This window comes from Pseudacidovorax sp. 1753 (assembly GCF_040544975.1).
Classification (GTDB): domain Bacteria; phylum Pseudomonadota; class Gammaproteobacteria; order Burkholderiales; family Burkholderiaceae_C; genus Xenophilus.
Genome location: NZ_JBEPKY010000020.1, coordinates 107,845 through 129,517, shown reverse-complemented (window position 1 = coordinate 129,517; position 21,673 = coordinate 107,845). Strand labels below are relative to the sequence as shown.

Sequence of the window (21,673 nt, the reverse complement as noted above, 5' to 3'; positions counted from 1 at the left end):
CGGCCTCCGTGGCGGGGACTTACTTGGTCAGGACGAAGCCCTTGAGCTTGCCGAACGCGCCGTCGACCAGCGCCTTCTGCTGCTCCTGGTGCAGGTGGGCGTAACCCACGGCCGGCGACGCGGAGGCGGCACGCCCGGAGTAGCCCAGCTTCTGGCCGTCGAGCATGTTCTCGTGGATGTAGTGCTGCACGAAGAACCAGGCACCCTGGTTCTGGGGCTCGTCCTGGCACCACACGATGTCTGCCGCATTGGGGTACTTCTTGACCTCGGCCGCGAAAGCCTTGTGCGGGAAGGGGTAGAGCTGCTCGACGCGGATGATGGCCACGTCGTCGGCGCCCTTCTCCTCGCGCTTCTTGGCCAGGTCGTAGTAGACCTTGCCCGAACAGGCGACGATGCGCTTGACCTTGTCGGCCTTCAGTTCCTTGACGTCCGGGATGACCGTCTGGAAGCCGCCCTTGATGAACTCCGACACCGGCGAGGTCGCGTCCTTGTTACGCAGCAGCGACTTCGGGGTCATGATGACCAGCGGCTTGCGCAGGTTGCGCACCATCTGGCGACGCAGCAGGTGGAAGATCTGACTGGCCGTCGTGGGCTGCACCACCTGGATGTTGGTGTCGGCCGACAGCTGCATGAAGCGCTCCAGGCGGGCCGAGCTGTGCTCGGGGCCCTGGCCTTCATAGCCGTGCGGCAGCATCAGGGTCAGGCCGTTCAGGCGGCCCCACTTCACTTCACCCGAGGCGATGAACTGGTCGATCACCACCTGGGCGCCGTTGGCGAAGTCGCCGAACTGGGCTTCCCAGATCACCAGGGTGTTCGGGTCGTTGGACGCATAGCCGTATTCGAAGCCCAGCACCGCCTCTTCGGACAGGATGGAGTCGATGACCACGAACGGGGCCTGGTTCTCGGCCACGTTCTGCAGCGGCACGTAGGTGCCCGTGTCCCACTTCTCACGGTTCTGGTCGTGCAGCACCGAATGGCGGTGGGTGAAGGTGCCGCGGCCGCAGTCCTCGCCCGACAGGCGCACCGGGTAACCGCTGGCCACCAGCGAGGCGAAAGCCATGTGCTCGCCCATGCCCCAGTCGACGTTGACGTCGCCGCGGCCCATGGCGGCGCGGTCGTCCAGCACCTTCTTGACCAGCGGATGCACCGTGAAGCCTTCCGGCACCGTGGTGATCTTCTCGGCCAGTCGCTTCCACTCGGCCAGCGGCAGCGCGGTTTCGGCAGCGTCGGTCCACTTCTTGTTGGCGAAGGCGCTCCAGTCGACAGCGTACTTGCGCTTGAAGTCGGTGAGCACCGGGTCGACGGTGTTCTTGCCGGCGTCGAAGGCGGCGCGCTGGGCCTTGACCATGTCGTCACCCAGCGTCTCGCCCAGGCCCTGGGCCGCCAGCTTGTCGGCGTACAGCTTGCGCGTGCCAGGGTGGGCGGCGATCTTCTTGTACATCAGCGGCTGGGTGAGCGAGGGGGTGTCCTGCTCGTTGTGGCCCAGCTTGCGGAAGCAGATGATGTCGACGACCACATCCTTGTTGAACTCCTGGCGGTATTCCAGGGCCAGTTGCATGCACAGCACCACGGCCTCGGGATCGTCGCCGTTCACGTGCAGCACGGGCGCCTCGATCATCTTGACGACGTCGGTGCAGTACAGCGTGGAGCGGCTGTCGCGCGGATCGGAGGTGGTGAAGCCGATCTGGTTGTTGATGACGATGTGGATCGTGCCGCCGGTGTAGTAGCCGCGGGTTTCGGCCAGGGCCAGCGTCTCCATGATGACGCCCTGGCCGGCAAAGGCCGCGTCACCGTGCACCAGCACGGGCAGCACCGAGGCGCCGCGCTTGTCGCCGCGACGGTCCATGCGGGCACGCACCGAGCCCTCGACCACCGGGTTCACGATCTCCAGGTGCGAGGGGTTGAAGGCCAGGCTCAGGTGCATCGGGCCGCTGGGCGTGGTCACGTCCGAGCTGAAGCCCTGGTGGTACTTGACGTCGCCGCTGGGCAGGTCTTCGGGGGCGGTGTGGTCGAACTCGGCGAACAGGTCCTTGGGCGCCTTGCCCAGGGTGTTGACCAGCACGTTCAGGCGGCCGCGGTGGGCCATGCCGATCACGATTTCCTGCACGCCCTTGGCGCCGGAACCGTTGACCAGCTCGTCCATGGCGACGATGAAGCTTTCGCCGCCTTCGAGCGAGAAGCGCTTCTGGCCGACGTACTTCGTGTGCAGGAAGCGCTCCAGGCCCTCGGCGGCCGTCAGGCGCTCGAGCACGTGCTTCTTCTTCTCGGCGCTCAGCTTGGGGTTGGTGCGTGCGGCTTCGAGCTTCTGCTGCCACCAGCGCTTCTGCGCCTGGTCGGTCATGTACATGTACTCGACGCCGATGGTGCCGCAGTACGTCTCGCGCAGGGCGTTCAGCAGGTCGCGCAGCGACATGGTGTCGCGGCCGAAGAAGGTGTTGCTGGTGTTGAAGACCGTCTCGAGGTCGGCATCGGCGAAGCCGTAGAACGAGGGCTCAAGCTCGGGGATGGCCGGACGCTCGGCGCGCTGCAGCGGATCCAGGTTGGCCCAGCGGGCGCCGACGTTGCGGTAGGCGGCGATCAGCTGCTGGACGGCGGTGCGCTTGCGACCCAGCTCGGAGTCGGCGCCGCTGGCCTCGACCACGCGGGTGCCGCCCTGCTTGGCGCGCTCGGCGAAGGCATTGATGACAGGTTGATGCGGAACATCGCGGGAATCGCTTCCGTCCGACGCCGGCACGTGCTGGAGTGCATCAAAGTACGAGCGCCAGTTGTCGGGCACGCTTCCCGGATTGGCGAGATAGTTCTCGTACATCTCTTCGACATAGGGCGCATTGCCGCCGAAGAGGTAACTGTTGCCTTGGTAGGCGTTGTAGATGGACGCGGGGGAATCGCTCATGTTCCGCTGACCTCCGCTTCCCTTGGGGAAGCATTAGCTGGTTAAGAAAACCTTCCGCGACACGGCTGAACCGGATGGCGGATGCGACTGTGGCTGGGGAAGGGCCTGAGTACACCCGGGATTGTGCCACGCCGCACGCGCGCACTGCCGCGGTGATTCGGAACGCACCATTGTGCGCCGCGAATCTGACAACAGAACACACCACGAAGTTCAGCCGATCAGGCGCTGGATGGCCTGAAGGCTGGTCGGGTCGTCGATGGTGGTCAGATCGCCGGGATCGCGCCGCTCGCACACGGCCTGCAGGGCGCGGCGCAGCAGCTTGCCGCTGCGCGTCTTGGGCAACGCCGCCACCGAGTGCACCCGCGCCGGCCGCGCCAGCGCACCCAGGTTGTCGGCGACGGTCTTCATGACCTCGCCCTCCAGCCTCAGGGCGGCGGCCTCGTCGCCGACGCCCGCGCGCGGCACCACGAACGCCACCGCGACCTGGCCTTTGAGCGCATCGGCCACGCCGACCACCGCCACCTCGGCGACGGCCGGATGGGCGGAAATGGCCTCTTCGATCTCGCGCGTGCCCAGCCGATGGCCGGCCACGTTGATCACATCGTCCGTGCGGCCCAGGATGTAGAAGTAGCCATCGGCATCGCGGATGCCCCAGTCGAAGGTCGAATAGACCTCGATACCCGGGATGCTTCGCCAGTAGGTGTTGATGAATCGCTCGTCGTCGCGCCACACGGTCTGCATGAAGCCGGGCGGCGTGGGCGACTCGATCACGACCACGCCCTTCTCGCCCGGCGTCGTGAGGTCCTCGCCGGTGGTTTCGTGGACCAGCTTGACCTTGAAGCCATACATGGGCACGCCCGGACTGCCGAACTTGGTGGGCTGCTTCTCCACGCCGTGCGCCACCGTCAGGATGGGCCAGCCCGACTCGGTCTGCCAGTAGTTGTCGATGATCGGCACGCCCAGGCCGTCGCTGATCCAGCGGGCGGTCGGCTCGTCCAGCGGCTCGCCCGCCAGGAACAGCGCCCGCAGACTGGAAACGTCGTGCTTGCGCAGCAACGCAGGATCCTGCTTCTTGAGCACCCGCACGGCCGTCGGCGCGGAGAACATCACGTTGACCTTGTACTTCTCGACCAGTCGCCACCAGATGGCCCCGTCGGGCCGACCGTCCAGCCCCTGCGTGGGCAGCCCCTCGTACACGATGGTCGCCATGCCCGCAATCAGCGGCCCGTACACGATGTAGCAGTGGCCAACCACCCAGCCAATGTCGCTGGTACAGAAATAGGTCTCGCCCGGGCTGGCCTGGAAGATGTGTCGCATGCTGGCGGCCAGCGCCACGGCGTAGCCGCCCACGTCGCGCTGCACGCCCTTGGGCCGGCCCGTGGTGCCGCTGGTGTAGAGCGTGTAGCTCACGTCCGCCGCGTCCATCCATTCGCAGGGCACCTCGGCCTGAGCATGGGCCGGCGCCAGTTCATCCATCCGGTGGTCGCGGCCCGGGACCAGGTCCATGGGCGCCAGGGCACGGTCGGCCAACAGCACGGACGACGGCTTGTGCGTGGCGAGCCGGATCGCCTCGTCCAGCAGCGGCTTGTATGCCACCACCTTGCCGCCGCGCGAGCCGGCGTCGGCACTGATGATCACCTTCGGCTGCGCATCGTCGATGCGCGACGCGAGCGAAGCGCTGGCGAAGCCGCCAAAGACCACGCTGTGGATGGCACCCAGCCGGGCGCAGGCCAGCATGGCGAACACGGCGGGAGCGACCATGGGCATGTAGATCAGCACCCGGTCGCCGCGCCCCACCCCGAGGCTGCGCAGCATCGAGGCCATCTGCTGCACCTCGCGGTGCAGTTCGCCGTAGGTGTAGGTGCGCTCGGTGCCGGTCTCGGTGGAGACGGCGATCACCGCCGGCGCATTTTGCCGCTGCGGCAGGTGGCGGTCGATGGCGTTGTGGCAGAGGTTGGTGGTGCCGCCACCGAACCAGTTGGTGAACGGCAGCCGGCTGCGATCGAGGATGGTGGTGGGCGGCTGGCGCCAGTCGATCAGCCGGGCCTGCTCGGCCCAGAAGGCCTCGGGCGCGTCGATGGAACGACGGTAGAACTCCTGATAGCTGCTCATGGCCTGCTTGTCTCCTTGTCGTGGGCGTCGAAGGTGCGCCTTGTGGACGGCACCAACCCGAAAGGGCAGCACCGCATTCGCGATTATTGGAGACGGCCTTGCGACAGGCTGACAGGGTGCACCCTCGTGCGCTCCCGCCACCGCGCCGGATCAGCGGATCAGGGCCTGCAGTTCCTTGAAGGCCGGATGCTCGGCGCTGCGCAGCCACTCGAAGCCGACCATTTCCGTCGTCACCAGCTCCGCGCCGGCGCCAGCGAGACGGTCGAAGGCCGCATCGCGGTTGCGTTCGGTGCGCGAGCCGCAGGCATCGGTCACCACCCAGACCTCGAACTCGTCCTCCAGCAGTTCCAGCGCCGTCTGCAGCACGCAGACATGGGCTTCGCAGCCGGCGATGACGATGCTGGCGCGCTCGGGTGCCGCGGCCTGCGGCTTCTGCAGGTGGCGCGGCAGGCTGCGCGCATTGCCTTGCACAGGCCGGGCCGGCGGACGCAGCCATTCACCCAGGCCCTCGGCCACGGCACTGAACTGCATCTTGGCCATCACCCGGCGGCAATGGTCGCGCAACTCGGCCGGCATCTGACCCAGGCGGGAGGGGTTCTGCTCGGTGCCGAACACCGGCACATCGGCCAGGCCGGCCATCTGCGCGAGCCGCTGCGCATTCGCCAGGATCGCCTCACCCTCATGGATGGCGGGCATCAGCCGGGGCTGGTAGTCGATGAGCAGGAGTTGGGATTGGTCGGCGTCGAGGAGCATGGGGCGCGAAAGAGAAGAAGCAGGACGGAAAAACACGAGATGGCCACAATGGGCCGCATGCTGGCGATTGTCCCTCCCCCTGCTCCATCTGTTGCGCCCCGCCCGCCTCTGCGGCACGCCAGGGCGGCGAAATCCGCGACGGAGGGGGCGGCGCCATGAAGGCGCCGGTCCGGCGCCGAAGCGCCCTCGCCTGGGCGACCGCAGCCCTCGCCGCGACGGGGCTGCCCGGCTGCAGTTGGTTGCCACGGACGCCCGTCGTGCCGATGCCCACGGTGCGCGACGCCGGTGCCTGCAGTCCCGCCGATACGTTGATCGTGCTGCTGCCCGGCCGCGGCATGGCGCTGGACGAGTTGTCGAGCGAAGGCTTCATCGAGACCTTCCACACGGCCGGCCTTCGGGCCGATCTCGTCCGGGCGGACGCCCACATGGGCTACTACAAGGACCGCAGCGTGGTCGACCGGCTGCATGCCGACGTGATCGCGCCAGCGCGGGCGCAGGGCTACCGCCACATCTGGCTGGCCGGCATCTCGCTGGGCGGCCTGGGCGCGTTGCTCTATGCCGACGAGCATCCTGCGGAGGTCGACGGGCTTCTACTCATCGCCCCCTACCTGGGCGAGCCGCAGACCGCCGCCGCGGTGGCTGCCCAGGGCGGCCCGGGACGCTGGCGTCCACCGGCCGAGACGGCCGATGCCATCGGCGTGCGGGCCTGGACCTGCCTGCAGCGTTATGTCGGGCCCGGCGCGGTCCGCATGCCGCTCTACCTGGCCTTCGGCGTCGACGACCGCCTGGCGCCCACGCACCAGGTGCTGGCCCCAGCCTTGCCGCCGCAGCGCGTGCTGACAGCGCCGGGCGGGCACGACTGGCCAGCCTGGCGCCCGCTCTGGCAGCGGCTGCTGGCCCAGGCTCCGTTGCCGCGCTGCAGCGCGACGGGCCCCTGAGAAGGCCGCACTCGCCCGCCATCTCCCGGCGGGGCCACGACGATGGCCCGGCGTCGTTTGGTGCTCACGGCTGCAGCCTGATCAGCTTGCCGTCGTCATCGTCCGTCAACACGTAGATGAGCCCGTCCGGCCCCTGCCGCACGTCGCGGATGCGTTCGCGCGCAGACGCCAGCAGCTTCTGCTCGCCGACCACCTTGCCGTCCCGGATGTCGATGCGGTCCAGGTGGCCGAACTTGAGCGAACCGACCAGGAGGCTGCCCTTCCACGCCGGCCCGTAGCGGTCACTGGTCAGGAAGGCCATGCCAGAAGGCGCGATGGATGGCGTCCATTGGTGCAGGGGCTGCTCCATCCCTTCCTTGGCCTTGATGCCCTCGCCGATGGGTGCGCCGCCGTAGTTGACGCCGTGCGTGATGACCGGCCAACCGTAGTTGCGGCCAGGGTGCGCGATGTTGATCTCGTCGCCGCCCTGCGCGCCGTGCTCGTGGGTCCAGAGGCGCCCATCGGGCCCGATGGTGGCGCCCTGCATGTTGCGGTGTCCGTAGCTCCAGATCTCGGGCAGAGCACCGGGGCGGCCGACAAACGGGTTGTCGGCGGGTGCGCGGCCCTCGGCATCGACGCGGATGACCTTGCCGAGGTGGTTGTCCAGCCGCTGGGCGTCCGCGCTGCGCGAAAAGCGATCGCCCGTCGTCAGGAAAAGCTTGCCATCCGCCGCCTGGGCGATGCGGCAGCCAAAGTGCGCCCGGCTCGCCACTTTGGGCCGTTGGCTGAAGAGCACGCGGACCTGCTCAAGCCGCCGCGCGTCGGCCGACAGCACGGCACGTGCAAGCGCCGTGCTGTTGGTTCCCCCGGGGCCGGGCTCCGCGAAGCAGAAGTACAGCGTGCGGTTGGCGGCGAATCCGGCATCCAGTGCCACGTCCAGGAGGCCGCCCTGCCCTTCGGCGGCAACGGGCGGCAGGCCCTCGACGGGTGAGGCCATGTGGCCGTCGGACCCGACCACCCGAAGGCGGCCCGGGCGCTCCGTGACAAGAAAACGCCCATCCGGCAGGAAGGCCAGCGCCCAGGGGTGCTCGAGGCCCGAGACGATGGTCTGCGGGCGCGGCGGCAGTTCCTGAGCGCTGCTCGCTCCAGCGCTCAGGGCCGCCATCGCAGCGGCCAACAAACGGGCAGACAAGTTCATCGCAACTCCTTCACCAGATCGTGTTTTCCGACAACTATTTCACGCTGACAGGAGGAGCGGGCGGGAGGTTCAATCTACCTGGGGCAATGAAGAGCGCCGCTGTTACAACCGAATTTTTCAGCAATCGCTGAAAGCGCTTCCAAATCAATGACTTAAGCCTGACTTCCAATTCGCGAAATTGGTTGACACGCCCAGGTGTCGTCCATATCCTACGGGCCCATGCGAATTTTCGTCCTGCCCGCTCTGGCCCTGCTCCTTGCCACCGCAGCACACGCTGCCCCAGCAACCGACCGGACGACGGAAATGGACAAGCTCCTTGCCGACAAAGGTCTTCTCGGCCGCGTCGAGCACGCACGTCAGGCCGTGGCCGACAAGACCTCCGACTTGGTGGTCAGCGCGATGAGCTTCCTGGGCGTGCCCTACCGTCGCGGCGGCAACAACGCCGAGACCGGTTTCGATTGCAGCGGTTTTGTCCGCGCGATGTACAACCAGACCATCGGCATGGTCCTCCCCCGCCGCGCCGAAGAGCAGGCGGCCGCCACCGAAAAGATCGACCGCAGCGAGCTCAAGCCCGGCGATCTGGTCTTCTTCAACACCATGCGCCGCGCCTTCAGTCATGTAGGCATCTACGTGGGCGATGGCAAATTCATCCACTCCCCCCGCTCCGGCTCGGAAGTGCGTGTGGAAGACATGAACCAGAGCTACTGGACGAGCCGCTTCAACGGCGCCCGCCGGGTGCTGTCCGAATCGGCTGGCGAATAAGCCACACGGCCCCTCCTCTCCTCCCAAGAAAGCCCGCTCTCGCAGCGGGCTTTTTCGTTCCCGGCGCCGGCGGATCGTGGCGCGGCGTTGCCGCCGCGCCGGATCGCCAGCCTCAAAAGGTGTGAATGAATCCGGCGTGGCCGAGCGGGCTGCCAAAACGCGGCCAATCAAGGCGCAAAGCGCAGCCATAGCTCGGGCCATGGCGAGCATTTGCAACGGGGAGTGGGCGTGTTTTGGCAGAACGAGCGGACATGTCGGGTTCGCTCACACCTTCTCAGTCTTCCAGCTTCGACAGGTCGCGCACGGCGCCCTTGTCTGCCGATGTGGCCAGCAGCGCGTAGGCCTTCAGCGCCGCGGACACCTTGCGCGGGCGGGGCTGTGCGGGCTTCCAGCCCTTGGCATCCTGCTCGGCGCGGCGCTTCGCCAACTCCTCGTCGCTCAACAGCACGTCGATCGTACGGTTGGGAATGTCGATGCGGATGCGGTCGCCCGTGCGGACCAGCCCGATGGCGCCACCGGCTGCGGCCTCCGGCGAGCAATGGCCGATGGACAAGCCCGAGGTACCGCCCGAGAAGCGGCCGTCCGTCAGCAACGCACAGGCCTTGCCCAGGCCCTTGGACTTGATGTAGCTCGTGGGATAGAGCATCTCCTGCATGCCGGGCCCACCCTTGGGGCCTTCGTAACGCACCACCACCACATCGCCGGCCTTCACCTGGTCGTTCAGGATGTGCTCGACGGCCTCATCCTGACTCTCCACCACGTGCGCTGGGCCTTCGAAGACCAGCAGACTGTCGTCCACGCCCGCCGTCTTGACCACGCAGCCGTCCTTGGCGATGTTGCCGGTCAGCACCGCCAGGCCGCCTTCCCTGGAAAAGGCATGGTCGATGCTACGGATGCAGCCCTCGGCCCGGTCCATGTCCAGGCTGGGCCAGCGCGTGTCCTGGCTAAAGGCGATTTGCGTCGGAATGCCGGCCGGGCCGGCCATGTAGAAGCGCTTCACGGCATCGTCGCTGGTACGCAGGATGTCCCACTGTTCCAGCGCGTCGCCCAGCGTGGGCGCGTGGATCGTCGGCACGTCCAGGTGCAGGCGGCCGGCGCGCGCCAACTCGCCCAGGATGGCCATGATGCCGCCGGCGCGGTGCACGTCCTCGATGTGGTACTTGTTGGTGTTGGGCGCGACCTTGCACAACTGCGGCACCTCGCGCGACAGGCGGTCGATGTCGGCCATGTCGAAGTCGATGCCGGCCTCCTGGGCCGCAGCCAGGATGTGCAGGATGGTGTTGGTCGAGCCGCCCATGGCGATGTCCAACGTCATCGCGTTCTCGAAGGCCTTCTTGCCGATGGCACGCGGCAGCACGCTGGCATCGTCCTGCTCGTAGTGGCGCTTGGCCAGTTCCACGATCAGGTGGCCGGCCTTCTTGAACAGGCCCTCGCGGTCGGCATGCGTGGCGACCACCGTGCCATTGCCCGGCAGCGACAGACCCAGGGCTTCGGTGAGGCAGTTCATCGAGTTGGCGGTGAACATGCCCGAGCAACTGCCGCAGGTCGGGCAGGCCGAGCGCTCGACCTCGGCCAGGTCGGCATCGCTCACCTTGCTGTCGGCCGCCATCACCATGGCGTCGATCAGGTCCATCTTGCGGATCTCGATCTTGGCCGTGCCGGGCACCGCCAGGCGCACCTTGCCGGCTTCCATCGGCCCGCCGGAGACGAACACCACCGGGATGTTCAGCCGCATGGCCGCCATGAGCATGCCCGGGGTGATCTTGTCGCAGTTGGAGATGCACACCAGCGCGTCGGCACAGTGGGCGTTGACCATGTACTCCACCGAGTCGGCGATCACGTCGCGGCTGGGCAGCGAATACAGCATGCCGTCGTGGCCCATGGCGATGCCGTCGTCGACGGCGATGGTGTTGAACTCCTTGGCGACACCGCCGGCGGCCTCCACCTCGCGGGCGACGAGCTGGCCCAGGTCCTTCAGGTGCACGTGGCCGGGCACGAACTGGGTGAAGCTGTTGGCGATGGCGATGATCGGCTTGGAGAAATCGTCATCCTTCATGCCGGTGGCGCGCCACAGGGAACGGGCGCCCGCCATGTTGCGGCCGGCGGTGGAGGTCTTGGAACGGTAGGTGGGCATGGGTCACTCTGTGCGCTCTCGTGAGGCAGGAATCGTCGGGGCCGGCATTGTCTCAGGCCCCACGCCACGACAGCGGGCAGCGCGCCCATGGCAAAGCGGCCCGGCAGGACGACCCGAAGGTCGCCCGGTCGGGCCGCCGGACGCAGCCTCGAAGCTGCGCCTAGGTGCTGCCGGTCAGCGCTTCTGCGGCGGCAGGTCCGTGCAGGTGCCGTGCGCCACTTCCGCCGCCATGCCGATGCTCTCGCCCAGCGTAGGGTGCGGATGGATGGTCTTGCCGATGTCGATCTCGTCGGCGCCCATCTCGATGGCCAGGGCCACCTCGCCGATCATGTCGCCGGCATGGGTGCCGACGATGCCGCCGCCCACGATGCGGTGCGTCTCGGCGTCGAACAGCAGCTTGGTGAAGCCTTCGTCGCGGCCGTTGGCGATGGCACGGCCGGAGGCTGTCCACGGGAACAGGCCCTTCTTGACCTTGACGCCCTGCGCCTTGGCCTGGTCCTCGGTCAGGCCCACCCACGCCACCTCGGGGTCGGTGTAGGCCACGCTCGGGATCACCCGTGCATTGAAGGCGGCGCTCGCCAGTTCCTTGTCGCCCTTCTGATCGCCAGCGATCACCTCGGCCGCCACATGCGCCTCGTGCACCGCCTTGTGGGCCAGCATGGGCTGGCCGACGATGTCGCCGATGGCGAAGATGTTCGGCACATTGGTGCGCATCTGGATGTCGACCGGGATGAAGCCACGGTCGGTGACCGAGACGCCCGCCTTCTCGGCGCCGATCTTCTTGCCGTTGGGCGTGCGGCCGACGGCCTGCAGCACCAGGTCGTAGACCTGCGGCTCCTTGGGTGCGCCCTCGCCTTCGAACATGACCTTGATGCCGTCCTTGGTCGCCTCGGCGCCCACGGTCTTGGTCTTGAGCATGATGTTGTCGAAGCGCGGCGCGTTCATCTTCTGCCACACCTTGACCAGGTCGCGGTCGGCGCCCTGCATCAGGCCGTCCATCATCTCGACCACGTCCAGGCGCGCGCCGAGCGACGAGTACACCGTGCCCATTTCCAGGCCGATGATGCCGCCGCCCAGGATCAGCATGCGCTTGGGCTCGGTCGCCAGGGACAGTGCGCCGGTGGAGTCCACGACGCGCGGGTCGTCCTTGGGCATGAAAGGCAGGTGCACCGCCTGCGAGCCGGCCGCGATGATGCAGTGGCGGAAGCGGATCACCTGCTTCTTGCCGGTGGTGGCCCGACCCTCGCCGGTGCTCTCGTCCACTTCGAGGTGGTAGGCATCCAGGAAGCTGCCGACGCCGCGCACGGTAGTCACCTTGCGCATCTTGGCCATGGCCGTGAGGCCGCCGGTGAGCTTGCCCACCACCTTGTTCTTGTGGGCGAGCAGCTTGGCGCGGTCCACCTTGGGCGCGCCGAAGTCCACGCCCAGGTCCGCGAAGTGCTTGACCTCGTCCATCACCGCCGCCACGTGCAGCAGCGCCTTGGAGGGGATGCAGCCCACGTTGAGGCAGACGCCGCCGAGGGTGGCATAGCGCTCCACCAGCACCGTCTTCATGCCGAGGTCGGCACTGCGGAAAGCAGCAGAATAGCCACCGGGGCCAGCGCCGAGCACGAGGGTGTCGCACTCGATGTCGACCTGGCCGCTGTAGCTGCCGGCGGGCGCCGGAGGCACAGCCGGCGCCGCCGGTGCGGGCGCAGGCGCCGCCTTGGGCGCCGCCGCTGCAGGCGCCGGCGAGGCAGCCGGTGCGGGCGCCGAAGCAGCCGCCTCTGCCGCGTCGATGGTCAGCACCACCGAGCCTTCACTCACCTTGTCGCCCACCTTCACGGCCACCGACTTGACCACGCCGGCGTGGCTGGAGGGAATCTCCATCGACGCCTTGTCCGACTCGACCGTGATCAGCGACTGCTCGACCTTGATGGTGTCGCCCGGCTTGACCAGCACCTCGATCACGGCCACTTCGCTGAAGTCGCCGATGTCCGGAACCTTGACCTGTTGTTCGCTCATGCCGTGGTCTCCTTACAGCACGATGCGGCGGTAGTCCGCCAGCAGCTGACCCAGGTAGGCATTGAAGCGCGCGGCCAGGGCGCCATCGATGACGCGGTGGTCGTACGACAGCGACAGCGGCAGCGTCAGGCGCGGCACGAACTGCTTGCCGTCCCACACCGGCTTCATCTGACCTTTGGACAGGCCCAGGATGGCCACTTCGGGTGCATTGATGATGGGCGTGAAATGCGTGCCGCCGATGCCGCCCAGTGAGCTGATCGAGAAGCAGCCGCCCTGCATGTCAGCCGCACCCAGCTTGCCGTCGCGGGCCTTCTTGGCCAGCTCGCCCATCTCCTGGCTGATCTGCAGGATGCCCTTCTTGTCGGCGTCCTTGAGCACCGGCACCACCAGGCCGTTGGGCGTGTCCGCCGCGAAGCCGATGTTGAAGTACTGCTTGTAGACCAGGGTGTCGCCATCCAGGCTGGTGTTGAACTCGGGGAACTTCTTCAGGGCCGCGACCACGGCCTTGATGACGAAGGCCAGCATGGTGACCTTCACGCCCGACTTCTCGTTCTCCTTGTTGGTGGAGACGCGGAAGGCTTCCAGCTCGGTGATGTCCGCTTCGTCGTTGTTGGTGACGTGCGGAATCATGACCCAGTTGCGGTGCAGGTTGGCGCCGCTGATCTTCTTGATGCGCGACAGGTCCTTGCGCTCGACGGCGCCGAACTTCGCGAAGTCGACCTTGGGCCAGGGCAGCAGGCCCAGGGCCGCGCCATCGGCGCTGCCGCCACCGCCGGCCGGGGCCTTGGCCACCTGCGCCTTCGTCTGCGTGGCGCCGCTCATCACAGCCTTGGTGAAGCCCTGCACGTCCTCCTGGGTGATGCGGCCCTTGGGCCCGCTGCCCTTGACCTCTTCCAGCGGCACGCCCAGCTCGCGGGCGAACTTGCGCACCGAGGGCGAGGCATGCGGCAGGCCGGTGGCCGGCGTCTTGGTCGGGTCGTGCGCAGGCACGCTGGCAGCCGCCGGTGCGGGCGCCGCGGCCGCCTGGGCAGGCGCGGGGGCCGGGCTCGCCGCCGGGGCCGGTGCCGGTGCGGGTGCAGCCGGGCCGGCAGCGGGCGCGGCGCCGGCGGCGCCTTCCAGCATGCCGATCAGGTCACCGATGTTGACCGTGTCGCCCACCTTGACCTTGAGTTCCTTGATCGTGCCGGCGGCCGGCGACGGAATCTCCATCGAGGCCTTGTCCGACTCGACCGTGATCAGCGACTGCTCGGCCTTGACCACGTCGCCAGGCTTGACCAGCACCTCGATCACCGCGACGTCCTTGAAGTCGCCGATGTCGGGCACCTTGATCTCGACCGGGCCCGAGGCCGCAGCCGGCGCCGCGGCGGCTGGTGCCGGCGCGGGCGCGGCCTGCGGCGCCGGGGCGGGCGCGGCGGCCTCGGCCGGCGCTGCAGCCGGTGCGGCCGGCGCGCCAGCGCCCTCGCCCTCGCCCTCGCCTTCCAGGATCAGGACGATCGAGCCTTCCTTGACCTTGTCGCCGACCTTGACCTTGACTTCCTTGACCACGCCGGCGGCCGACGACGGAATCTCCATCGAGGCCTTGTCCGATTCGACCGTGATCAGCGACTGCTCGGCCTTGACCGTGTCACCGGGCTTGACCAGCACTTCGATCACCGCGACTTCGTCGAAGTCGCCGATGTCGGGCACTTTCACTTCCACTGCTGCCATGTTCGTGTCTCCCGCCTTCGAGGCGTTTCAGTTCCGTGGGTGGATTACGCGTAGAGCGGGTTGATCTTGTCGGCGTTGATGCCGTACTTCTTGATGGCCTCGGCCACCTTGGCCGTCGGCACGGCGCCGTCCTCGGCCAGGGCCTTGAGCGTGGCGACCACGATGTAGTGGCGGTTCACCTCGAAATGCTCGCGCAGCTTGCTACGGAAATCCGAGCGGCCGAAGCCGTCGGTGCCCAGCACCTTGTAGTTGCGGCCCTTCGGGATGAAGGGACGGATCTGCTCGGCATAAGCCTTCATGTAGTCGGTGGACGCGACCACCGGGCCCGTGGTCTTGCCCAGTTGCTCCGCGACGAAGGGCACGCGGGCCGTCTCGGTCGGGTGCAGCAGGTTCCAGCGGTCGGCGTCCTGGCCGTCGCGGGTCAGCTCGTTGAAGCTCGGGCAGCTCCAGACCGATGCGGCGACGCCCCAGTCCTTCTCCAGCAGTTCCTGGGCGAAGAAGGATTCGCGCAGGATGGTTCCGCTGCCCAGCAGCTGCGCCGTCGGCGCCTTGCTGTCCAGGGCCGGCGCCTGGCGGACCATGTACATGCCCTTGATGATCTGTTCTTCGGTGCCGGGCTGCAGGCCGGGCATCGCGTAGTTCTCGTTGAGCAGCGTCAGGTAGTAGTAGACGTTGTCCTGCTTCTCCACCATGCGCTTGAGACCGTGATGCAGGATCACCGCCACTTCATGCGCGAAGGTCGGGTCGTAGCTGACGCAGTTGGGGATGGTGTTGGCCAGGATGTGGCTGTGGCCGTCCTCGTGCTGCAGGCCTTCGCCGTTCAGCGTGGTGCGGCCCGAGGTGCCGCCCAGCAGGAAGCCGCGGGCCTGCATGTCGCCGGCCGCCCAGGCCAGATCGCCGATGCGCTGGAAGCCGAACATCGAGTAGTACACGTAGAACGGCACCATGATGCGGTTGTTCGTGCTGTACGAGGTGGCGGCGGCGATCCAGCTGGACATGCCACCGGCCTCGTTGATGCCTTCCTGCAGGATCTGGCCGGCCTTGTCTTCCTTGTAGTACATGACCTGGTCCTTGTCGACCGGGGTGTACTGCTGGCCATGCGGGTTGTAGATGCCGACCTGGCGGAACAGGCCTTCCATGCCGAAGGTGCGGGCCTCGTCGACCAGGATGGGCACCACACGCGGGCCCAGGGCCTTGTCGCGCAGCAGCTGCGTCAGGAAGCGCACGTAGGCCTGGGTGGTCGAGATCTCGCGGCCTTCGGCCGTGGGCTCGAGCACGGCCTTGAAGGTGTCGAGCGAAGGCACGGTGAAGCTCTCGTCGGCCTTGGTGCGGCGGTGCGGCAGGTAGCCGCCCAGTGCCTTGCGGCGCTCGTGCAGGTACTTCATTTCCGGCGTGTCGTCGGCCGGCTTGTAGAAGGGCAGGTCCGCGATCTGGCTGTCGGGGATCGGGATGTTGAAGCGGTCGCGGAAGGCCTTGATGTCCTCGTCGCCCAGCTTCTTGGTCTGGTGGACCGTGTTCTTGCCCTCGCCAATCTTGCCCATGCCGAAGCCCTTGACCGTCTTGACCAGCAGCACGGTGGGCTGGCCGGTGTGGTTTTGCGCGGCGTGGAAGGCGGCGTAGACCTTCTGCGAATCATGGCCGCCGCGCTGCAGGTTCCAGATCTCGTCGTCGGTCATGTGCTCGACCATCTTGGCCGTGCGCGGATCGCGGCCGAAGAAGTGCTTGCGGACGTAGGCGCCGTCGTTGGCCTTCATGGCCTGGTAGTCGCCGTCGTTGCACTCCATCATGATCTTGCGCAGGGCGCCGTCATGGTCCTTGGCCAGCAGGGCGTCCCAGCCCTTGCCCCAGATGAGCTTGATGACGTTCCAGTTGGCGCCGCGGAATTCGCCTTCGAGCTCCTGGATGATCTTGCCGTTGCCCCGCACCGGGCCGTCCAGGCGCTGCAGGTTGCAGTTGATGACGAAGATCAGGTTGTCGAGGTTCTCGCGCGCGGCCAGACCGATGGCGCCCAGCGATTCGACCTCGTCCATTTCACCGTCGCCGCAGAAGACCCAGACCTTGCGGTTGGCGGTGTCGGCGATGCCGCGGGCATGCAGGTACTTGAGGAAGCGCGCCTGGTAGATGGCCATCAGCGGGCCCAGGCCCATGGACACCGTCGGGAACTGCCAGAACTCCGGCATCAGCTTGGGGTGGGGATAGCTGGACAGGCCCTTGCCGTCGACTTCCTGGCGGAAGTTCAGCAGTTGCTCTTCGGTGAGGCGGCCTTCGAGGTAGGCGCGCGCATAGATGCCGGGCGAGACATGGCCCTGGATGTAGAGCAGGTCACCGCCGTGGTTCTCGGTCTCGGCGTGCCAGAAGTGGTTGAAACCGGCGCCGAACATGCTGGCCAGCGAGGCGAAGGAGCCGATGTGGCCGCCCAGGTCACCGCCCTCGGGCGGATGGTGGCGGTTGGCCTTGACCACCATGGCCATGGCATTCCAGCGCATGTAGGCGCGCAGACGCTGCTCGATCTCGAGGTTGCCGGGGCTGCGGGCTTCCTCGCTGGGCTCGATGGTGTTCACATAGCCTGTATTGGCCGAGAAAGGCATGTCCACCGTGTTCTGGCGCGCATGCTCCAGCAGCTCTTCGAGCAGGGCATGCGCCCGATCGGCGCCTTCGTTCTGGATGACGGCAGACAGCGCGTCCTTCCATTCCTGCATCTCCTGCACGTCAGCTTCGTTTGCTGCGGCGCCAGTGGGTTTCTCGGGGTTGGCCGACATCCGGGTCTCCTTGAATCGGTGTGTACGTGGCGTACGTTAATTGAGAGAGGAAGAAAGGCCGCATCGCGCGGGCGGCGCAGTGTCTCATAAAAAAATGGCGATTCCAAATGGTGCCATGGCGTTTCTTAATACGAAATTCATGCTGCTTTGCAGCAGAAATTGCCGGGCAGGCGCTCTTCTAAACTCGCGCGATGCGTCCTCCCCCCGAGCCCACCGCCGGCCATCCTCTCCCACTCGTGTCGTGGTGGCAACGCTGGTGGAAACGCCAGACCCCGCCGCTGCAGGACAGTGTGGCGATGCTGGTGCCGATGGCGGCGGTGCTGCTGTTCCTGGCCGCCATCGTGGCGGCCTTCTGGTATCTGCGTGCGGAGGAACTGGAGCGCGAACGCGAATCCGTGCGCCGCGATGTCGAATATGCGCAGCAGCGGCTGCGCCTGCGCCTTCTGGAGCGGCAGGAGCAGCTGATGCGCCTGGCGCGCGACGCCAGCAACCATGAAGTCGACGCCATCGAATTCACCAGCCGCGCCGAGTCGCTGGTCAGCCAGTTCCCGGAGCTGCAGTCGGTCAGCTGGATCGACGACCGGCGGGTCTGGCGCGCAACCTATGCCTCGCCCAGCGTGCCGCCTGCACAGCAGCACATGGCCGGCGACTTGCTGCGGCCAGGCGACATCGAGACCCACTACGCGCTCGCGCGCGAATTAGCCCAGCCGGTCTACTCGCAGCCCAACGCCACGGGCGACCGCACCGCGCCGCTGCAGCTGCACATTCCGCTGTTCGACCAGGGCCTGTTCGCGGGCACCGTGCTGGGCGAGTTCTCCGTCGATGGGCTTCTGCGCTATGGCATTCCGCCCGAGGTCTCTGCCAAGTACGCCGTCTCGTTGCTGGACAGTACCGGCAAGCTGCTGGCCGGCACAACGACCAACAGCCGCAGCCCGGCCGAATCCCGGCCTCTGCCGTGGGCGGAGCCCACCAACGAGTACGAGGTGCCCGTCTCCCCGGTCGGCAACAGCCTCGTGCTGCGCGCGCAGGCCTGGCGAACCTCCCTCGGACTGATCGGCAACGGGCTGTTCTGGCTGGTGGCGGCGCTGTCGGTGCTCACCAGCGGCCTGCTGATCGGTACCTGGCGGCACACCCGACGGCGCATGGCGGCCCAGCAGGCCCTGCAGGCGGAGACGAACTTCCGCCGTGCGATGGAGAACTCGATGCTGACCGGCATGCGCGTTCTCGACCTGGACGGCAGCATCAGCTATGTCAATGCCGCCTTCTGCACCATGACCGGCTGGAGCGAGGAAGAGCTCGTGGGCCGCAAGCCGCCCTTCCCCTACTGGCTGGAGTCGGACACCGAGCTGATGAACGAACGCCTGGAGGAAGAGATCCACGGCCGGGCGCTGCCGGGCGGCTTCCAGGTGCGGGTGCGGCGCAAGAACGGCACGATCTTCCCGGCCCGGCTGTATGTGTCGCCACTGGTCGACGCCCATGGCCACCAGACGGGCTGGATGACGTCGATGACCGACATCACGGAGCCGACCCGTATCCGCGAGCAGTTGTCAGCCTCCCACGAGCGTTTCACCACCGTGCTGGAGGCGCTGGACGCCTCGGTGTCGGTGGCGCCGCTGGGCAGCGAGGAACTGCTCTTCGCCAACAAGATGTACCGGGCCTGGTTCGGCTCGGACACGGTGGGCCACCTGGGCATGGTCGCGCAGGCCGGGGCCGCGCCCTCGCCCAGCCACGGGAACGACCTGGACGACGTCGACCCGCTGGCCGGCCTGCCCACCGACGCGCTCACGGCCGCCCAACTGGCCAACAACGAGATCTTCGTGCCGCACCTCAACAAGTGGCTGGAGGTGCGCTCGCGCTACCTGACCTGGGTGGACGGCCGCCTGGCGCAGTTGGTGATCGCCACCGACATCACCGCCCGCCGCGACGCCGAGGAACAAGCCGCCCAGCAGGCCGACCGGGCCCAGTCCGCCAGCCGCCTGATCACGATGGGCGAGATGGCCTCCAGCGTGGCGCACGAGTTGAACCAGCCGCTCGCCGCCATCAGCAACTACTGCAACGGCATGATGTCGCGCATCCGCGGCCAGCAGATCGACACCGAGGCCCTGTTGGGCGCACTGGAAAAAACGGTCAAGCAGGCGCAGCGGGCGGGCCAGATCATCCAGCGGATCCGCACCTTCGTGAAACGCAGCGAGCCCAACCGCACGCCCGCCGAGGTGGCCACCATGGTGAGCGAGGCGGTGGAGCTGGCCGGCATCGAGCTCAAGCGCCGCAACGTGCGGCTCAACCACTATGTGGCGGCACGGTTGCCGACGGTGCATGTCGACCCCATCCTCATCGAGCAGGTGCTGGTCAACCTGATGAAGAACGCCGCCGAGTCCATCGACATGGCCCAGCGCCCGCCGGCGCGCCGTACGGTGGAGTTGCGTGTCGTGCCGCGCAAGGTCGAGGGTCACCAGGCCATCGAGTTCGCCGTTCAGGACACCGGCAAGGGCCTGGCGCCCGAGGTGATGGAGCGGCTGTTCGAGGCCTTCTTCTCTACCAAGGCCGAAGGCATGGGCATCGGGCTCAACCTGTGCCGCAGCATCGTCGAGTCGCACAGGGGCAGGATGCAGGCGGAGAACCTCTACAATGGATCGGAGGTCGTCGGCTGCCGTTTCTCCTTCTGGATTCCAGTGGACGGCGCTCCGGATTCCGTAGCGACCGACGACCGTTCCCCCGACTGGACCGCCACCGGCCAACCGCCCGCCGCGGCAGGCAAGGCCGGCGCAGGCTCCTCGATTTCCTGAGAGGCAAAGGTAAGCGCATGAGTTTGATCCCCAAGAAGGGCACGGTCTATGTGGTGGACGACGACGAGGCCGTCCGCGACTCGCTCCAGTGGCTGCTCGAAGGCAAGGACTACCGGGTCCGCTGCTTCGAATCCGCCGAGTCCTTCCTGGCCCGCTACGACCCGCGCGAAGTGGCCTGCCTGATCGTCGACATCCGCATGGCCGGCATGTCGGGGCTTGAGTTGCAGGACAAGCTCATCGAGCGCAAATCGCCGCTGCCCATCGTGGTCATCACCGGGCACGGCGACGTGCCGATGGCGGTCGATTCGATGAAGAAGGGGGCGATGGACTTCATCCAGAAGCCCTTCAACGAAGAAGCCCTGGTGTCGCTGGTCGAGCGCATGCTCGAACACGCCCGCACCGCCTTCGCGCAGTACCAGCAATCGGCCAGCCGCGACGCCCTGCTGTCCAAGCTCACTGGCCGCGAATCGCAGGTGCTCGAGCGCATCGTCGCCGGCCGCCTCAACAAGCAGATCGCCGACGACCTGGGCATCAGCATCAAGACGGTGGAGGCGCACCGCGCCAACATCATGGAAAAGCTCAACGCCAACACGGTGGCCGATCTGCTGAAGATCGCCCTGGGCCAGACCGCGAAGGCCTGACGCCGGCAGCTCGCCCCACCGCTCCTTCATCACGCCCGTTCGGCCTTGGCCGCGGGCGTTTTTCATTCCACTTTCCAGCACATCCCATGACCGCACAACTCATCGACGGCAATGCCGTGGCCCGCACGATCCGCGCCGAAGTGGCCGAGCGCACTGCCGCCCTCAAGGCCCGCGGCATCACGCCGGGCCTGGCGGTGATCCTGGTCGGCGAAGACCCGGCCAGCCAGGTCTACGTCGGCAAGAAGGTCGAGGCCTGCCAGCAGGCCGGCATGCACTCGGTGCTGGAGCGCTACGAGGCCACGATGACCGAGGCGGACCTGCTGGAGCGGGTGCGCGCCCTCAATGCCGATCCGGCGATCCACGGCATCCTGGTGCAACTGCCGCTGCCGAAACACATCGATGCCGACAAGGTCATCGAGACCATCGCGGCCGAGAAGGACGTGGACGGCTTCCACGTGGCCAGCGCCGGCGCGCTGATGACCGGCCTGCCGGGCTTCTGGTCCTGCACACCCTACGGCTGCATCAAGCTGCTGGAGAGCACCGGCGTGCCCATCAAAGGCAAGCATGCGGTGGTCATCGGCCGCAGCAACAACGTGGGCAAGCCGATGGGGCTGATGCTGCTGGCCAAGAACGCCACCGTCACCATCTGCCACAGCGCCACCGCCGACCTGGCCCACCATGTGCGCCAGGCCGACATCGTGGTGGCCGCCGTGGGCCGGCGCAACACGGTGACGGCCGACATGGTCAAGCCGGGCGCCATCGTCATCGACGTGGGGATGAACCGCAACGAGCAGGGCAAGCTCTGCGGCGACGTGGACTTCGCGGCCGTCAAGGAGGTGGCCGGCTGGATCACGCCGGTTCCCGGCGGTGTCGGCCCCATGACGGTGACCATGCTGCTGGTCAACACGCTCGAATCCGCCGAGCGCGTCGCCGCAGCCTGAGCCGCCGCGGATGCCGGGGCCGCAATAGCCGGCCTGCATCGCGGCCATGGCGATGTCCGCCGCTTG

At 67.3% G+C, this 21,673-nt stretch carries 13 protein-coding genes; 5 read left to right on the top strand and 8 right to left on the bottom strand.

The features are described 5' to 3' along the window. Positions 1 to 19: 19 nt before the first annotated feature. From ABIC63_RS23080 to ABIC63_RS23070, 3 genes are all read right to left on the bottom strand, one after another. Positions 20 to 2,893, bottom strand: a complete 2,874-nt coding sequence (locus ABIC63_RS23080; protein ID WP_294373823.1) for a 2-oxoglutarate dehydrogenase E1 component — start codon at positions 2,891 to 2,893, stop codon at positions 20 to 22. 210 nt (positions 2,894 to 3,103) lie between these two features. Continuing rightward, positions 3,104 to 5,005, bottom strand: coding sequence for a propionate--CoA ligase (locus tag ABIC63_RS23075; RefSeq protein WP_294373825.1), 1,902 nt, complete (start codon positions 5,003 to 5,005; stop codon positions 3,104 to 3,106). Between the two features lie 150 nt (positions 5,006 to 5,155). Continuing rightward, a complete protein-coding gene (locus ABIC63_RS23070) occupies positions 5,156 to 5,758 on the bottom strand; it encodes an isochorismatase family protein (RefSeq protein ID WP_295380527.1) in 603 nt (200 codons plus the stop codon). A 263-nt stretch (positions 5,759 to 6,021) separates the two neighbouring features. Between ABIC63_RS23070 and ABIC63_RS23065 the strand changes: the two genes are divergently transcribed. Beyond that, complete coding sequence (locus tag ABIC63_RS23065) at positions 6,022 to 6,696, top strand: alpha/beta hydrolase (RefSeq protein WP_294374158.1); 675 nt, start codon at positions 6,022 to 6,024, stop codon at positions 6,694 to 6,696. A 64-nt stretch (positions 6,697 to 6,760) separates the two neighbouring features. On the opposite strand, the gene ABIC63_RS23060 is transcribed toward ABIC63_RS23065, so the two are convergent. Continuing rightward, entirely contained in the window at positions 6,761 to 7,840 is a 1,080-nt protein-coding gene (locus tag ABIC63_RS23060) for a PQQ-dependent sugar dehydrogenase (protein WP_294373831.1), read from the bottom strand. Positions 7,841 to 8,092: 252 nt separating this feature from the next. Between ABIC63_RS23060 and ABIC63_RS23055 the strand changes: the two genes are divergently transcribed. Then, complete coding sequence (locus tag ABIC63_RS23055; RefSeq protein WP_234192093.1) at positions 8,093 to 8,635, top strand: C40 family peptidase; 543 nt, start codon at positions 8,093 to 8,095, stop codon at positions 8,633 to 8,635. Between the two features lie 274 nt (positions 8,636 to 8,909). On the opposite strand, the gene ilvD is transcribed toward ABIC63_RS23055, so the two are convergent. The 4 genes from ilvD to aceE form a co-directional block, all read right to left on the bottom strand. Next, positions 8,910 to 10,769 (bottom strand): dihydroxy-acid dehydratase, encoded by a 1,860-nt coding sequence (gene ilvD / locus ABIC63_RS23050; RefSeq protein WP_354321518.1) that lies wholly within the window; start codon positions 10,767 to 10,769, stop codon positions 8,910 to 8,912. A gap of 174 nt (positions 10,770 to 10,943) precedes the next feature. After that, a complete protein-coding gene (lpdA, locus tag ABIC63_RS23045) occupies positions 10,944 to 12,773 on the bottom strand; it encodes a dihydrolipoyl dehydrogenase (protein ID WP_354321517.1) in 1,830 nt (609 codons plus the stop codon). Positions 12,774 to 12,785: 12 nt separating this feature from the next. Continuing rightward, positions 12,786 to 14,480 (bottom strand): dihydrolipoyllysine-residue acetyltransferase, encoded by a 1,695-nt coding sequence (aceF, locus tag ABIC63_RS23040; protein WP_354321516.1) that lies wholly within the window; start codon positions 14,478 to 14,480, stop codon positions 12,786 to 12,788. A 44-nt stretch (positions 14,481 to 14,524) separates the two neighbouring features. Beyond that, positions 14,525 to 17,239, bottom strand: coding sequence for a pyruvate dehydrogenase (acetyl-transferring), homodimeric type (gene aceE / locus ABIC63_RS23035; protein WP_354321515.1), 2,715 nt, complete (start codon positions 17,237 to 17,239; stop codon positions 14,525 to 14,527). 191 nt (positions 17,240 to 17,430) lie between these two features. Here aceE and ABIC63_RS23030 point away from each other — a divergent pair, with 191 nt between their 5' ends. The 3 genes from ABIC63_RS23030 to folD all read left to right on the top strand — a co-directional run bounded on the left by ABIC63_RS23030 (position 17,431) and on the right by folD (position 21,607). Then, positions 17,431 to 20,025, top strand: a complete 2,595-nt coding sequence (locus tag ABIC63_RS23030) for a PAS domain-containing sensor histidine kinase (RefSeq protein WP_354321513.1) — start codon at positions 17,431 to 17,433, stop codon at positions 20,023 to 20,025. Positions 20,026 to 20,042: 17 nt separating this feature from the next. Further along, the gene (locus ABIC63_RS23025; RefSeq protein ID WP_043115575.1) at positions 20,043 to 20,666 is read left to right on the top strand and encodes a response regulator transcription factor; all 624 of its coding nucleotides are present in this window, start codon (positions 20,043 to 20,045) and stop codon (positions 20,664 to 20,666) included. A gap of 86 nt (positions 20,667 to 20,752) precedes the next feature. Next, entirely contained in the window at positions 20,753 to 21,607 is an 855-nt protein-coding gene (gene folD / locus ABIC63_RS23020) for a bifunctional methylenetetrahydrofolate dehydrogenase/methenyltetrahydrofolate cyclohydrolase FolD (protein WP_354321512.1), read from the top strand. The last annotated feature ends 66 nt before the right edge of the window (positions 21,608 to 21,673 follow it).